The 13,459-nt window shown below is 60.4% G+C and carries 17 protein-coding genes; 12 read left to right on the top strand and 5 right to left on the bottom strand.

Annotated elements, in window-relative coordinates; genetic code table 11:
• Positions 1-46: 46 nt before the first annotated feature.
• Positions 47-247: a zinc-finger domain-containing protein gene (locus tag B4920_RS23180; RefSeq protein WP_079437058.1), complete on the bottom strand. Its 201-nt coding sequence runs from the start codon at positions 245-247 to the stop codon at positions 47-49.
• A gap of 18 nt (positions 248-265) precedes the next feature.
• Positions 266-1,186 carry a branched-chain amino acid transaminase gene (locus B4920_RS23175; protein ID WP_079437057.1) on the bottom strand — a complete coding sequence of 307 codons (921 nt, stop codon included), beginning with the start codon at positions 1,184-1,186 and terminating at the stop codon, positions 266-268.
• A 115-nt stretch (positions 1,187-1,301) separates the two neighbouring features.
• Here B4920_RS23175 and B4920_RS23170 point away from each other — a divergent pair, with 115 nt between their 5' ends.
• From B4920_RS23170 to mnmA, 3 genes are read left to right on the top strand one after another with little or no spacing between them, the layout of a single operon-like run.
• Positions 1,302-1,760, top strand: coding sequence for an NUDIX hydrolase (locus B4920_RS23170; RefSeq protein ID WP_079437056.1), 459 nt, complete (start codon positions 1,302-1,304; stop codon positions 1,758-1,760).
• A 29-nt stretch (positions 1,761-1,789) separates the two neighbouring features.
• Entirely contained in the window at positions 1,790-2,329 is a 540-nt protein-coding gene (locus B4920_RS23165) for a hypothetical protein (protein ID WP_216819995.1), read from the top strand.
• Positions 2,319-3,431, top strand: a complete 1,113-nt coding sequence (mnmA, locus tag B4920_RS23160) for a tRNA 2-thiouridine(34) synthase MnmA (RefSeq protein WP_088179535.1) — start codon at positions 2,319-2,321, stop codon at positions 3,429-3,431. The genes B4920_RS23165 and mnmA overlap by 11 nt, the downstream gene beginning before the upstream one ends.
• A 51-nt stretch (positions 3,432-3,482) precedes the next feature.
• Here mnmA and B4920_RS23155 read toward each other — a convergent pair whose 3' ends face one another.
• Both B4920_RS23155 and B4920_RS23150 read right to left on the bottom strand, forming a co-directional pair.
• Positions 3,483-4,100 (bottom strand): lytic transglycosylase domain-containing protein, encoded by a 618-nt coding sequence (locus B4920_RS23155; protein ID WP_173862695.1) that lies wholly within the window; start codon positions 4,098-4,100, stop codon positions 3,483-3,485.
• A gap of 12 nt (positions 4,101-4,112) precedes the next feature.
• A complete protein-coding gene (locus B4920_RS23150; RefSeq protein ID WP_079437052.1) occupies positions 4,113-5,831 on the bottom strand; it encodes a proline--tRNA ligase in 1,719 nt (572 codons plus the stop codon).
• 154 nt (positions 5,832-5,985) lie between these two features.
• Between B4920_RS23150 and B4920_RS23145 the strand changes: the two genes are divergently transcribed.
• The 4 genes from B4920_RS23145 (at position 5,986) to coq7 (ending at position 8,573) form a co-directional block, all read left to right on the top strand.
• Positions 5,986-6,537 (top strand): RNA pyrophosphohydrolase, encoded by a 552-nt coding sequence (locus B4920_RS23145; protein WP_079437051.1) that lies wholly within the window; start codon positions 5,986-5,988, stop codon positions 6,535-6,537.
• A gap of 157 nt (positions 6,538-6,694) precedes the next feature.
• Positions 6,695-7,288, top strand: a complete 594-nt coding sequence (locus B4920_RS23140; protein WP_079437050.1) for a CBS domain-containing protein — start codon at positions 6,695-6,697, stop codon at positions 7,286-7,288.
• A gap of 101 nt (positions 7,289-7,389) precedes the next feature.
• Positions 7,390-7,923 (top strand): CNP1-like family protein, encoded by a 534-nt coding sequence (locus tag B4920_RS23135; RefSeq protein ID WP_079437049.1) that lies wholly within the window; start codon positions 7,390-7,392, stop codon positions 7,921-7,923.
• A gap of 29 nt (positions 7,924-7,952) precedes the next feature.
• Positions 7,953-8,573 (top strand): 2-polyprenyl-3-methyl-6-methoxy-1,4-benzoquinone monooxygenase, encoded by a 621-nt coding sequence (gene coq7 / locus B4920_RS23130; RefSeq protein WP_079437048.1) that lies wholly within the window; start codon positions 7,953-7,955, stop codon positions 8,571-8,573.
• A 12-nt stretch (positions 8,574-8,585) separates the two neighbouring features.
• Here coq7 and B4920_RS23125 read toward each other — a convergent pair whose 3' ends face one another.
• Positions 8,586-9,002 carry an OsmC family protein gene (locus B4920_RS23125; RefSeq protein WP_079437047.1) on the bottom strand — a complete coding sequence of 139 codons (417 nt, stop codon included), beginning with the start codon at positions 9,000-9,002 and terminating at the stop codon, positions 8,586-8,588.
• Between the two features lie 505 nt (positions 9,003-9,507).
• Between B4920_RS23125 and rplM the strand changes: the two genes are divergently transcribed.
• From rplM to tyrS, 5 genes are all read left to right on the top strand, one after another.
• Complete coding sequence (rplM, locus tag B4920_RS23120) at positions 9,508-9,936, top strand: 50S ribosomal protein L13 (RefSeq protein ID WP_079437046.1); 429 nt, start codon at positions 9,508-9,510, stop codon at positions 9,934-9,936.
• A 12-nt stretch (positions 9,937-9,948) separates the two neighbouring features.
• Positions 9,949-10,341 carry a 30S ribosomal protein S9 gene (gene rpsI / locus B4920_RS23115; RefSeq protein ID WP_079437045.1) on the top strand — a complete coding sequence of 131 codons (393 nt, stop codon included), beginning with the start codon at positions 9,949-9,951 and terminating at the stop codon, positions 10,339-10,341.
• A 119-nt stretch (positions 10,342-10,460) separates the two neighbouring features.
• Positions 10,461-11,489: an N-acetyl-gamma-glutamyl-phosphate reductase gene (gene argC / locus B4920_RS23110; RefSeq protein ID WP_079437044.1), complete on the top strand. Its 1,029-nt coding sequence runs from the start codon at positions 10,461-10,463 to the stop codon at positions 11,487-11,489.
• A gap of 99 nt (positions 11,490-11,588) precedes the next feature.
• On the top strand, positions 11,589-11,939 hold the full coding sequence (gene erpA / locus B4920_RS23105) for an iron-sulfur cluster insertion protein ErpA (protein ID WP_079437043.1): 351 nt from the start codon (positions 11,589-11,591) through the stop codon (positions 11,937-11,939).
• 227 nt (positions 11,940-12,166) lie between these two features.
• Positions 12,167-13,366 (top strand): tyrosine--tRNA ligase, encoded by a 1,200-nt coding sequence (tyrS, locus tag B4920_RS23100; protein ID WP_079437042.1) that lies wholly within the window; start codon positions 12,167-12,169, stop codon positions 13,364-13,366.
• Positions 13,367-13,459: the final 93 nt, after the last annotated feature.

The raw sequence follows: 13,459 nt of genomic DNA, 5'->3' as shown, positions 1-13,459 counted from the left end.
CGGGGGCGTTGCCGCCCCCGTTCTGGCTGTGGCCCGGTGAGGAGCCTCAGTGGTGTCCCTTGGGCAGTTCGCCCGTGAAGACGTATTTCGCACCGCAGTACGGGCAGGTCGCCTGACCTTCCTTGGTGACGTCGAGGAAGACGCGCGGATGCCGCGCCCACAGCGGGGCATCGGGCATCGGGCAGTGCAGCGGCAGCTCGTGGGCGGTGATTTCGATCGGCTTCGACTTGTCCTGATTTTCAGGCATGGGTTGCTCCCTGGGATCTTAGATGTAAGACAGCCACTCTTCGTATTCGGGGGCCTGGCCATTGACGATCTGGAAGAAGCGGGTCTGCAGCTTCTCGGTGATCGGGCCACGCTTGCCTTCGCCGATGGTGCGGCCGTCCAGCTCGCGGATCGGGGTCACTTCGGCGGCGGTGCCGGTGAAGAAGGCTTCATCGGCGATGTAGATGTCGTCGCGGGTGATGCGCTTGGAAACGACGTCGAGGCCGAATTCCTTGGCGACGCGGATCACGGAGGCGCGGGTGATGCCGGTCAGCGCGGAGGCGATCTCGGGTTCGTAGATGGCGCCGTCTTTGATCACGAAAAGGTTCTCGCCGGCGCCTTCGGCCACGAAACCGTTGGTGTCGAGCAACAGGGCTTCGTCGTAGCCGGCTTCGGTGGCTTCCAGGTTGGCCAGGATGGAGTTGGCGTAGGTGGAAGCCAGCTTGGCGCGCGGCATGGTGACGTTGACGTGGTGACGGGCGAAGGACGAGGTCTTTACGCGGATGCCCTTCTCGAGGCCGTCTTCACCCAGATAGGCGCCCCACGGCCAAGCGGCGATCGCCACGTGGACGGTGGCGCCCTTGGTGGAGATGCCCATCTTTTCAGAGCCGTAGAAGGCGATCGGGCGCAGGTAACAGGATTCGAGCTTGTTGGCGCGGACCACTTCCAGCTGGGCTTCCATCAGAACTTCCTTGGAGTAAGGAATGTTCATCATGTAGATCTTGCCGGAGTTGAGCAGGCGCTGGGTGTGCTCGGCGAGACGGAAGATCGCCGTGCCCTTGACGGTCTTGTACGCGCGGACGCCCTCGAATACGGACAGGCCGTAGTGCAGGGAGTGGGTGAGCACGTGGGTGGTCGCTTCGCGCCACGGCACGAGCTTGCCGTCGTACCAGATGAAACCGTCGCGGTCTGCCATTGACATTGTGGGGATCTCCAGCTGAAAACAGTAAATTTCGAGCCCACGATTCTAGCTCATTCCGTGAGGCTGCGGACCCTCACCCGGAAGGGGGTAAAATGGCGGCTTTGTCTGTGGCGGGATGTCGATGAGAGTCTGGAAACCGAATGTGACGGTGGCGGCTGTGGTCGAGCGCGACGGGCGCTTTCTGGTCGTCGAGGAGGAGACCGAGAGCGGACTGCGTTTCAACCAGCCGGCGGGCCACCTGGACCAGGGCGAATCCCTGCTGCAGGCTGCGACCCGCGAGGCGCTGGAGGAGACCGCACATCACTTCAAGCCGGAATTCCTGGTGGGGATCTACCAGTGGCCCAAGCCCGGCAGCGATATCACCTACCTGCGGTTCACGTTTGGTGGCAGCGTGACCGGCCTCGACCCGGAGCGAAAACTGGATTCGGGAATCGTGAGGGCCGTATGGCTGACGCTGGACGAGTTGCGGGAGACGCGGGTGCGTCATCGCAGTCCCTTGATCCTGCAGTGCTGCGAGGATTACTTGGCGGGGAGGCGTTATCCGCTGGATCTGTTGCGCCACTACGACGTTTGATGGTGCGTCCGGGCCTCCTGGCAATCTGCATGCTGTTCGGTGCGGGTGCGGCCTCGGCTGACGAGCGTCTGGCGGTATGTTTCAACTACGGGTGCCTCAATGAGTCGCCTGTGGTGTTTTCCGAGGGGCAACTCGAGGTACTGGCCGGACGTTTGAGCCGTGCGTCTTCTGCACCGGCTGAGCGGGCAATCCTCGCTCAGGTGATGGGCCAGTTATATCGCTGGGCGGGCGAGCAGTCACCGATTCATGTGGATCGGCCGGGTGACTACCTCGACGACGACGTGCCGGGGAAGATGGACTGCATCGATCACGCCGAGACCACGACGCGCATGCTGCAGATGCTGGCGCGGCGCGGGCTGCTGCGTTTTCATGTGGTGGATGAGGTGCATCGCCGGGTGCGCTGGCTGGTCGCCCAGCATTTTTCGGCGGTGATTCGCGAGAAGGACGACGAGGCGTCGGCTGCTGGGGCGCGATTCGTGGTGGATACTTGGTTTGGGGAGCACGGCGATCCTGCCGTGGTGTTGCCCCTGGAAGATTGGCTGGATGGAGAGGGACCGAATGTCTCGTAAGGAAAAAGTCATCGTCGGCATGTCCGGCGGCGTGGATTCGTCGGTGGCGGCGATGCTGCTCAAGCAGCAGGGCTACGACGTGGTCGGCCTGTTCATGAAGAACTGGGAGGACGATGGCGACGATGAATACTGTTCGACCCGGGAGGACCTGGTGGACGTGGTGTCGGTGGCCGATGTGCTGGGCATCGAGCTGGAAGTGGTGAACTTCTCCAAGGAGTACAAGGAACGGGTTTTCGCCGATTTTCTGCGCGAGTACGAGGCGGGCCGCACGCCCAACCCGGACATCCTGTGCAACTCGGAAATCAAGTTCAAGGCCTTTCTTGACCACGCGCTGGCGCTGGGCGCGGATCGCATCGCTACCGGCCACTACGCGCAGGTGCGCGAATGGACCAACGACGGGCGCACCGAGTACCAGTTGCTCAAGGCGGAAGACGGCACCAAGGACCAGAGCTACTTCCTGTATCGCCTGAACCAGGCCCAACTGTCGAAGGCCTTGTTCCCCATCGGCCATCTCTACAAGCGCGACGTGCGCAAGATGGCCGAGGCGGCCAACCTGCATGTGCATGCCAAGAAGGATTCGACGGGCATCTGTTTCATCGGCGAGCGTCCGTTCCGGGAATTCCTGTCCCGCTACCTGCCGGCCAAGCCAGGCGAGATCCGCACGCTGGAAGGCGACAAGGTGATCGGCCAGCACCAGGGCCTGATGCATCACACCATCGGCCAGCGCAAGGGCTTGCAGATCGGCGGTATCAAGGGCAACCAGGATGACGCGGGCGAGCACGACGCCTGGTACGTCGCGCAGAAGGACATGGCGAAGAACGTGCTGTACGTCGTGCAGGGCCACGATCACCCGGCGCTGTTGAAGGATCGCCTCCTGATCAGCGATCTGAGCTGGGTTGCCGGCCGGGATCCGCGTACGCACTGGGTGTACACGGCCAAGCCGCGTTACCGGACGCCGGACGCGCCCTGTGAGATCGATGTGCTTGCCGACGGTCGGGCCGAGATTGCCTTTGCCCAGCCCCAGTGGGCGGTGACGCCGGGCCAGAGTGTGGTGATCTACGAAAGCCGGGTGTGCCTGGGTGGCGGGATCATCACGGCCTGAGGCTTCTTTTGGTACATAAGCAAACGGGCGCTATGGGGCGCCCGTTTGTTTTCAAGGACTCTGAGCCAGCCGGAAACTCGGATACGCCCAGTTGTGCTCCCACGCGGCGCGCACCATGTTCGGGTACTCGGGGCGTCCGAGGCTGCCGTTGTAGCGCCCCAGCGCGCGGAACAGGTCGCCCCGTTCGATGTCCAGGTAATGGCGCAGGATCGTGCAGCCAAAGCGCAGGTTGGTGCGCATGTGGAAGAGGTTGCTCTCCTGGTTGCCGATCAGCTTGACCCAGAACGGCATGACCTGCATGTAGCCGCGGGCCCCGGCGGTGGACAGGGCGTACTTCTTGAAACCACTCTCCACCTGGATCAGGCCCAGTACCAGCTGAGGGTCGAGGCCGGCGCGGGTGGCTTCGTAGTGGATCGCCCGTAGGAGTTCGGAGCGATAGGTTTCGTCAGGGATGCGCTTGGTCAGCCGGTGGGACATTTCGGCCAGCCAGCGAGCCCGCTCGGGAGAGCGTTCGAAGCTTGGGTCGAGCGGGGCCTGGTCGGCGACCGCCGCGTGTAGCGCGGCCTGCACGCTGGCGGCGAGCGGCTCGTAGAGCTGGCTGCCGGCATGCGCCATCGTCGTCCCGCCCAGCAGGCAGGTGGCCAGTATGCGGGCGACGATGGAACGCATGGGCAGCATGCTTCAGCCCTTCAGCTTGGCGATGACCGTAGCGGCGATGTCGCCAACGGCCAGCTTGGTGGCTTCGGCGTCGCGGCGGCCTTGGTATTCGACGACACCCTCTTTCAGGCCGCGGTCGCCGATGACGACGCGGTGCGGCGTGCCGATCAGCTCGTTGTCGGCGAGCAGGGAGCCCGGACGCTCGTCCCGGTCGTCGAGGAAGGCATCGATGCCGGCGGCGACCAGTTCGCCGTACAGCTTGTCGGCGGTCTCGCGCACAGCTTCGGACTTGGCATAGCCCATCGGTACGATGGCGACCTGGAAGGGGGCGATGGCGTCGGGCCAGATGATGCCGCGGGCGTCGTTGTTCTGCTCGATGGCGGCGCCGAGGATGCGTGAGACGCCAATGCCGTAGCACCCCATCTCCATGACCTGTTCCTTGCCTTGCTCGTTGAGGAACTTGCAGCCGAGGGCTTCGGAGTACTTGGTGCGCAGCTGGAAGATGTGGCCGACTTCGATGCCGCGGCAGATGTCGAGGCTGCCCTTGCCGTCCGGCGAAGGATCGCCGACGACGACGTTGCGCAAATCGGCCACTTCGGCTTCGGGGAAGTCACGGCCGATGTTGACGCCGGTGTAGTGGTAGTCGTCCTCGTTGGCGCCGGTGACGAAATCGGCCATCGCCGCAACGGTGCGGTCCACGACTACGCGGCCCTGGAAGCCGACGGGGCCGAGGGAGCCGGCGTTGGCGCCGAAGGCGGCCAGGATGGAGGCCGGGGAGGCGAAGGTCAGCGGATTCTTGACGCCGGCGACCTTCTGGGCCTTGACCTCGTTGAGTTCGTGGTCGCCGCGCAGCAGGAACAGCACGGGCTTGCCGCCGGACGCTTCGTCGCCGTCTACCACGATCGCCTTGACGGTCTGGGTGGCGGGGATCTTCAGGAAGGCTGCCAGCTCGTCGATGGTCTTGGCGCCGGGGGTATGCACCTTGGTCAGTGCAGTGCTGGCAGCGGGGCGCGGGGTGGTCGGTGCCAGGGCTTCGGCGAGTTCCACGTTGGCGGCGTAGTCGGAATCCGGACAGTAGGCGATGTCGTCCTCGCCGGTCTCGGCGATCACGTGGAATTCGTGGGAGCCGGTGCCGCCGATTGAGCCGGTATCCGCCGCAACGGCGCGGAATTTCAGGCCGAGCCGGTTGAAGATGCGGTGATAGGTGTCGTACATGTTGCGGTATTCCCGCTGCAGATCCTCGAAGGAGCTGTGGAAGGAGTAGCCGTCCTTCATGACGAACTCGCGGCCGCGCATCACCCCGAAACGGGGGCGGATTTCGTCGCGGAACTTCATCTGGACCTGGTAGAAGTGCTTGGGCAGCTGACGGTAGCTCTTCAGTTCCTTGCGCACCACGTCGGTGATGACTTCCTCGTGGGTCGGGCCGACGACGAAATCACGGTCGTGGCGGTCCTTGAAGCGAAGCAGTTCGGGACCGTAGAAATCCCAGCGGCCGGACTCCTGCCACAGTTCGGCCGGTTGCACGGCGGGCATCAGCACTTCGATGGCGCCGGCTCGGTTCATCTCCTCCCGCACGATGGCTTCCACCTTGCGCAGGGCGCGCAGGCCCAGGGGCATCCAGGTGTAGATACCGCCGGCGAGGCGCTTGATCAGCCCCGCGCGCATCATCAGTTTGTGGCTGATGACTTCCGCGTCGGAAGGGGCTTCCTTGAGGGTGGAGAGGAAGAACTGGGAGGCACGCATGACGGAGTCCATTGTTAGTACAGCGCGCAATTTTAACGTGCACCTTGCGCCTTGGCGCCGCTTCTGTTGCATTGCACCGATTCGGGGCGTCGGCTTCCGCGACAAGGGGAAATATGGAAGAATTCCGCACAGTTCATGAATTAAAGGTTGCACCATGCTCGACCGTGAAGGCTACAGGCCTAACGTCGGCATCATTCTGGTGAATGCGCGCAACGAGGTTTTCTGGGGCAAACGGATACGAGAACATTCCTGGCAGTTTCCGCAGGGCGGAATCAAGCACGGCGAGTCGCCGGAACAGGCCATGTACCGTGAGCTCTTCGAAGAAGTCGGCTTGAAGCCTGAGCACGTTCGTATCATCGGCCGCACCCGCGGCTGGTTGCGCTACGACGTGCCCAAGCACTGGATCAAGCGGGAATGGCGTAACACCTATCGCGGCCAGAAGCAGATCTGGTTCCTGTTGCGACTGGTGGGACGCGATTCCGACGTTTGCCTGCGTGCAAGTACTCACCCGGAGTTCGATGCCTGGCGCTGGAGTTATTATTGGGTGCCCCTTGAGGCGGTCATCGAGTTCAAACGCGGCGTTTATCAGGCGGCGTTGCTGGAGTTGTCCCGCCTGTTGTTCCGTGATCGAACCCTCGATATTCCGGAAAGCTACCGACCGATCGTCGTAACCCCGGAGTCTCCGGGGAAACCTCCCCTCTCCTGACAAGACGTGTGCCGAGCTGAAACTCGGCGCACGTCTTTTTGTCTCATCCAACAAGTGTCGTCGGGTTTAGTTGTCGCATTGAATGCGACAACGGGTCCGGGTGCGCCGCCAGGCGATCCGGGTTCTTTGCTGTAGGGGCACATCGGGAGGAAACACCATGGAGCGCTTGCACTATCAGCCGATCCGGCAGTTTCGGGTCAAGAGTGGCACTTGCGAGGTTGCGGATGCCTGGAGCTTGACGAAGGTGGTTGCGTCGTCGCCCGCCATCGAAGTGATGACCGATTTGCGGCGGATTCCTGCGGCAACCATCTCTGACGGGGTTTCCCTCGTCGAGGCCAATCACAGCATGATCCTGCGCGGCGTGCGAATGCTCTTCGCAACGGACGGCGACCGGCGCGTGGTGGGCATCGTCACGTCCAATGACCTGCTCGGCGAGAAGCCGACACGGGCCGCGCGAGAACGGATGGCGCGCCATGAAGAATTGACCGTGCGTGACATCATGGTGGCGACCGAAGAGCTCGACGCCGTGACGATGGCCGACGTGTTGCGCGCAGAAGTAGGGCACGTTGTGGCGATGCTCAAGGCCTGTGGCCGGCAGCATGCGCTCGTGGTTGAGGATGAGGGGGGCGAGGCTCCTGTGATCAGGGGGATCTTTTCTGCATCCCAGATCGCGCGCCAGATGGGCATCCCCCTGCAAACGACGGAGGTGGCGCGCACGTTTGCGGAGATTGAGGCTGCCATTGGCAGTTGAGTTTCCGGACGAATGGCTGCCCGGCGCTGCATGGGTTTGGCTAGGAGAAAGGGGAGGAGAGTAGAATCGGGTCTTTCTTTCATCCTCCCCTTTGAAACCTGATGGATGCAGTTTCCCGTTTGGCCCGGTCATGCGTTCCGTTTTTCTTCGCTGCGGCGAGTGTTGTGCTTGTCGGGTGTGCCAGTGGTCGCACGGCCCTCTTTGAAGATGAGGTCATGCCAGCGTGGAAGGAAATTGAGCCGGAGTTCCCCGCTTTCCCGGAGCGCGCTCACCTGATTCCCCTCGATATGGGGACGGAGTCCACATCCTCGTCGTACATCGATGAAAAGTCGCTGACTCTGGCGGGAGACGGCATCGTCCGTTTCACGTTGGTCGTGCGCAGCGCGGGTGGTGCGCAAAACGTGAGCTTCGAGGGGGTTCGCTGTGAGACGGCAGAGCGAAAGCTCTACGCCATCGGTCGGAACGACCGGGAGTGGATCAAGCCCCGTTCCGACGAATGGCGGCGGATCAGCGACAATGCGTTCAATCGGCAGTATGCATTGCTGGCCAAGGATTTCTTTTGTCCGGCAGGGTCCATCCGCCCGGACCGGGACGGTATCGTGCGATCCCTGCGGCAGGCAGCTGGCCTGCGTTGACGTCAAATTTCAAGTAGTGGAGGGCAGGAATGCTGGATCAACTGATCATCGGTTTCGACAAGGCCTTGCGCACGGTGTTTGCCGATGCTTATACGGTGCGCCCGGTGCCGGGCGAGACTTTGCCCGAGGCTGACATGAGTGATCAGGAGAAGCGCCATGCCGCCTCTCTGATGAGGGTGAATCACTGTGGTGAAATCTGTGCTCAAGCCTTGTACCAAGGGCAGGCGCTGATGTCTCAGAACGAGGGCATCAAGAAAGCATTGGCGGGCGCTGCGCACGAGGAGACGGAGCATCTGGCCTGGACCGAGCGCCGGATTGCAGAGTTGGGAGGGCGTAAGAGTTTTCTGAATCCTGTCTGGTACAGCGGGTCGCTGGCCATCGGCATGTTGGCGGCGCGTTTTGGGGATGGCGTTAATTTGGGCTTCCTGGCCGAAACGGAACGCCAAGTCGAGGCCCACCTGGATAGTCACTTGGGCCGTCTGCCAGAACAGGATCTGCGGTCTCGTGAAATCGTCACTCAGATGAAGGTCGACGAAGTCGCGCACGCCGATACGGCCGTGCGGCTCGGTGCGGTTGAGCTTCCCACGCCAGTGAAGGCCGCCATGAAGGCGACCTCGAAGCTTATGACCGGCGTTGCGTACTGGCTCTGATCTCAGCGAAGCCTAGACTTGGACGATTTCCCAGGTGTGTTCGATTTCCGCGGTCTTGCTGAGCATGATTGTGGCGGAGCAATACTTATCTGACGACAGTTTGATGGCGCGCTCGACGCTCTCCGGCTTCAGTTCATGCCCCGTGACGATGTAGTGAAACGAGATTCGGGTGAATACCTTGGGATCGGTTTCTGCGCGCTCGGCCTTCAGGCGTACGCTGCAATCCCGGACATCCTGCCGGCCCCGCTTGAGGATCAGAACAACGTCGAACGCCGTGCACCCGCCTGCGCCAGCCAGCATCATCTCCATCGGCCGCGGCGCCAGATTGCGTCCCCCAGCGTCCGGGGCGCCGTCCATCGTGACTGTGTGACCTGAGCCCGTTTCGGCCATGAAGGTCATCTCACCAACCCACTTGACTACACACTCCATTCTGTTTCCCTTCGATATCGACTGTCTGGAGGGGCTGGCCCCCTTTTCTGAGCATCGATTGTAGCCGTCTTGAGGGGAGGCGCAGCAGAGCTTTCATGTTGCGATGCGGTATTGTCGCGGCGGTTCATGTTCTCGCTTGAGGTGTGGTGCGAGTGAGTGTTATGTTGGATTTGTATAGTTAAATCATTGGCTTGTATAAATATTCGCCGATAAGTTAAATCTATTTTGTGATAGATAATATTGTTGTGCGATGCACAAAAAAATCTTGCGCCTCAGGTTTTCGAGAGCGATAATTTCCTCAGTCCAGTTGCTTTTGTTGTCGGGAGCGGCTGAAAGGTGTCTCCTCCACCCTCCTCCTTTGGTGTGGATTTAGCGCAGATCTCCCCGATCTGCGCTTTTTTTTGCCTTGCGATAGTGTTTGACACCAGCTTCTTGGTTGGGGTAAAATCCACGGCTTTCCGAATTATGGTCGTTCCCGGTGTCGGGAAAAGTCAGAGGGATCTTCATGAAAACGTTTTCTGCCAAGCCGCACGAGGTCAAGCGCGACTGGTTCGTCGTCGATGCGACGGACCTAGTCCTTGGTCGGCTTGCTTCCCAGGTTGCGCTTCGCTTGCGCGGCAAACATAAAGCCATCTACACCCCGCACGTCGATACCGGTGATTTCATCGTTGTCGTTAACGTCGACAAGCTGCGTGTGACCGGCACCAAGGCCCAGGACAAAAAGTACTACCGCCACTCCGGTTATCCGGGCGGTATCTACGAAACCAACTTTACTAAGCTGCAGCAGCGCTTCCCCGCTCGTGTGCTTGAAAAGGCTGTCAAGGGCATGCTGCCCAAGGGCCCGCTCGGCTACGCCATGCTGAAGAAGCTGAAGTGCTACGCCGGTGCCGAGCATCCGCATGCCGCACAGCAGCCCCAAGTTCTCGCGATTTAACAGGAGCCGATAATGGCTGTGACTTACAACTACGGTACCGGTCGTCGCAAGTCGGCTGTTGCTCGTGTCTTCATCAAGAAGGGCTCCGGCAACATCGTCGTGAACGGCAAGCCGGTTGATCAGTTCTTCTCCCGTGAAACCGGCCGCATGATCGTGCGTCAGCCGCTGGTTCTGACCAACTTCGTCGACAGCTTCGACATTCTGGTCAATGTGACCGGCGGTGGTGAATCTGGTCAGGCTGGTGCTGTGCGTCACGGCATTACCCGTGCGCTGATCGACTACGATGCAGAGCTCAAGTCCCCGCTGAAGAAGGCTGGCTTGGTGACTCGTGATGCCCGCGAGGTCGAGCGTAAGAAGGTCGGCTTCCGTAAGGCGCGTCGTCGCAAGCAGTTCTCCAAGCGTTAATTCGCTTCGAGCATGGTCAAAAGGCCGCCTTCGGGCGGCTTTTTGTCATCTTGGCGTAGTATGTTGTTCCGGCATAGTTCGGGTGTCTGCTGGTAGTTCATTTCCTGTTGGGGGCAAGCATGGTCAAGGTTGGTGTGGTTGGTGGGACGGGATATACCGGGGTTGAGCTGTTGCGCTTGCTGGCGCAGCATCCGGATGTGGAGCTGAAGGCGATCACCTCGCGTGGCGAGGCGGGGATGCCGGTGGCGGATATGTTCCCGAGCCTTCGCCGCCGGGTTGATCTGCGGTTTGTTGATCCCCAGGCGGCCGACCTGTCAGGGTGTGATGTTGTCTTCTTTGCTACGCCTAATGGGATTGCGATGCAGCAGGCCGCGGCCCTTGTTGCTGCGGGTGTGAAGGTCATCGATCTGGCTGCGGACTTCCGTATCTCTGATGTGGCTGAGTGGGAGAAGTGGTACGGGATGACGCACGCCTGCCCCGAGCTGGTGGCTGAGGCTGTGTATGGTCTGCCGGAGGTGAATCGCGAGGCTGTCAAGGCTGCGCGGGTGGTGGCCAATCCGGGTTGTTATCCCACTGCAGTGCAGTTGGGCTTTTTGCCGCTCGTCGAAGCTGGTGTCGTGCAACTGGACGGCTTGGTTGCAGATGCCAAGTCCGGTGTCTCCGGCGGCGGCCGCAAGGCGGAGACGCACATTCTGTTCTCCGAGTCGGCGGACAACTTCCAGGCTTACGGTGTGGCCGGTCATCGGCATCTGCCGGAGATCCGGCAGGGGTTGTCGCGCTACGCCAAGGCGCCCGTCGGGCTGACTTTCGTCCCGCATCTCACCCCGATGATTCGTGGCATTCATGCGACGCTGTACGCACGTCTTACGAAGGATGTTGATCTGCAGGAGCTGTTTGAGTCCCGCTTTGCCGACGAGCCGTTTGTCGATGTGATGCCGCGCGGGGCTCATCCTTCCACGCGTTCTGTACGTTCCGCCAACATCTGTCGGATTGCGGTTCATCGTCCGCAGGGGGGGGATGTGGTCGTGGTGCTGTCGGTCATCGACAACCTCGTGAAGGGGGCGGCAGGTCAGGCGGTGCAGAATATGAACATTCTCTTCGGGTTGCCTGAAACTGCAGGTCTCGGGCAGATCCCGGTGATGCCTTGAACTAAAATTGAGTGTTTTTGTCGACTATTTGATGGTGTTGCCTTGACCCGCCGTTGGGGGCTGACCATAATCCGACGATCGTTTTGAAGGAGTTGTTCCATGGATGCCGTGACCGAAATGCCGAGCCCGTTTGTGTTTACCGATAGCGCTGCCAGCAAGGTGAAGGAGTTGATCCTCGAGGAGGGCAATCCGGATCTCAAGTTGCGTGTCTTCGTGACGGGCGGTGGCTGTTCCGGTTTTCAGTACGGTTTTACCTTCGATGAGATCCGCAACGAAGATGACACCGTTATGGAAAAGGAGGGGGTGATGTTGCTGATCGATCCCATGAGCTACCAGTATCTGGTAGGGGCGGAGATCGACTATACGGAGGGGCTTGAAGGCTCCCAGTTCGTGATTCGCAACCCCAATGCGACGAGTACTTGTGGTTGCGGCTCGTCGTTTTCCGCATGATCTGAGTCGTTAGAAGGGGCGGTTTATTCCGCCTTGGTTGGCTCGGTTTTGCCGAAAGGCGCCTGTTGCGTAAGTGACAGGCGCTTTTTCTTTGTGAGTAGGGCGGAATGCTGCATCCCGTTTTCGGGATGGGCTAGAATTTCGGCTCTCTTTTTTCGGGGTGGTTCGCGCTTGTGGCTACGCGCCATTCGGTTTGAGCGCTGCTCCGAGGCTGTGCAAGGATAGATATGACTGACATTACTGCGTCGCTGGAGTTGATCAAGCGGGGGGCGGATGAGCTTCTGATCGAGGCTGATCTGGTTGAGAAGCTTAAAACGGGGCGTCCTTTGCGTGTCAAGGCAGGCTTCGATCCCACCGCGCCGGACCTGCACCTTGGGCACACGGTGCTGATCAACAAGTTGCGCCATTTTCAAGAGCTCGGCCATCAGGTGTTATTCCTGATTGGTGACTTCACTGGCATGATTGGTGATCCTTCAGGCAAGAACACGACCCGGCCGCCGCTCACGCGTGAGCAGGTGCTGGACAATGCCCGTACTTATCAGGACCAGGTGTTCAAGATCCTTGATCCTGCCAAGACCGAGGTTTGCTTCAATTCCAGTTGGATGGAGGCCTTGGGGGCGTCGGGCATGATCCGCCTTGCTGCTCAGCATACCGTGGCGCGAATGCTGGAGCGCGATGACTTCTCGAAGCGTTATTCGGCTCAGCAGCCGATCGCGATTCACGAGTTCCTCTACCCCCTGTGTCAAGGCTACGACTCGGTGGCGTTGAAGGCTGATATTGAATTGGGTGGTACGGATCAGCGTTTCAATCTGCTTGTCGGGCGTGAGTTGCAGAAACATTACGGCCAGGCGCCGCAATGCGTGCTCACAATGCCGCTCCTTGAGGGGTTGGATGGCGTAAACAAGATGTCGAAATCCCTGGGTAATTACATTGGCATTTATGAGCCGCCCAATGAGATTTTCGGCAAGGTGATGTCTATCTCCGATGATCTGATGTGGCGTTACTATGACTTACTGTCGTTCAGGGGCGCTGAGGAAATCAAAGGCTTGCGTGAGGCGATTGTCGGCGGGCGAAACCCGCGCGATGTAAAAGTGATGCTGGCGCAGGAATTGGTAGCCCGTTTTCATGGGCAAGCTGCCGCTGGGGCGGCCTTGGAGGACTTCGAGGCGCGTTTTCAGCGGAACGCGATTCCCGATGACATTCCAGAGGTCTCGTTGCCTGGAGGCGTGGAAGGGGTTTCAATCAGTGCGGTCCTGAAGCAGGCGGGTTTGACGGCCAGTACTTCGGAGGCTCTGAGAATGATCGACCAGGGCGGAGTGCGATTGAATGGTGACAAGCTGAGCGAGAAGGGTTTGGTTTTGAAGGCTGGAGAGGTTGTTGTGCTTCAGGTCGGGAAGAGGAAGTTTGCCCGCGTGAGCGTGGTTTAAATTATTTTCCCGTATGGTGTTGACGGGTTCTGATAATTCTTTATAATGCGCAGCTCTTTCGCTGCAGCGCGTTACGAAGTAAGCGCTACGGGG

The sequence above is a fragment of the Zoogloea sp. LCSB751 genome (assembly GCF_002028455.1).
GTDB lineage: Bacteria > Pseudomonadota > Gammaproteobacteria > Burkholderiales > Rhodocyclaceae > Zoogloea.
The sequence above is the reverse complement of the archived record's forward strand: the minus strand, read 5'-3'. Positions and strand labels throughout refer to the sequence as shown.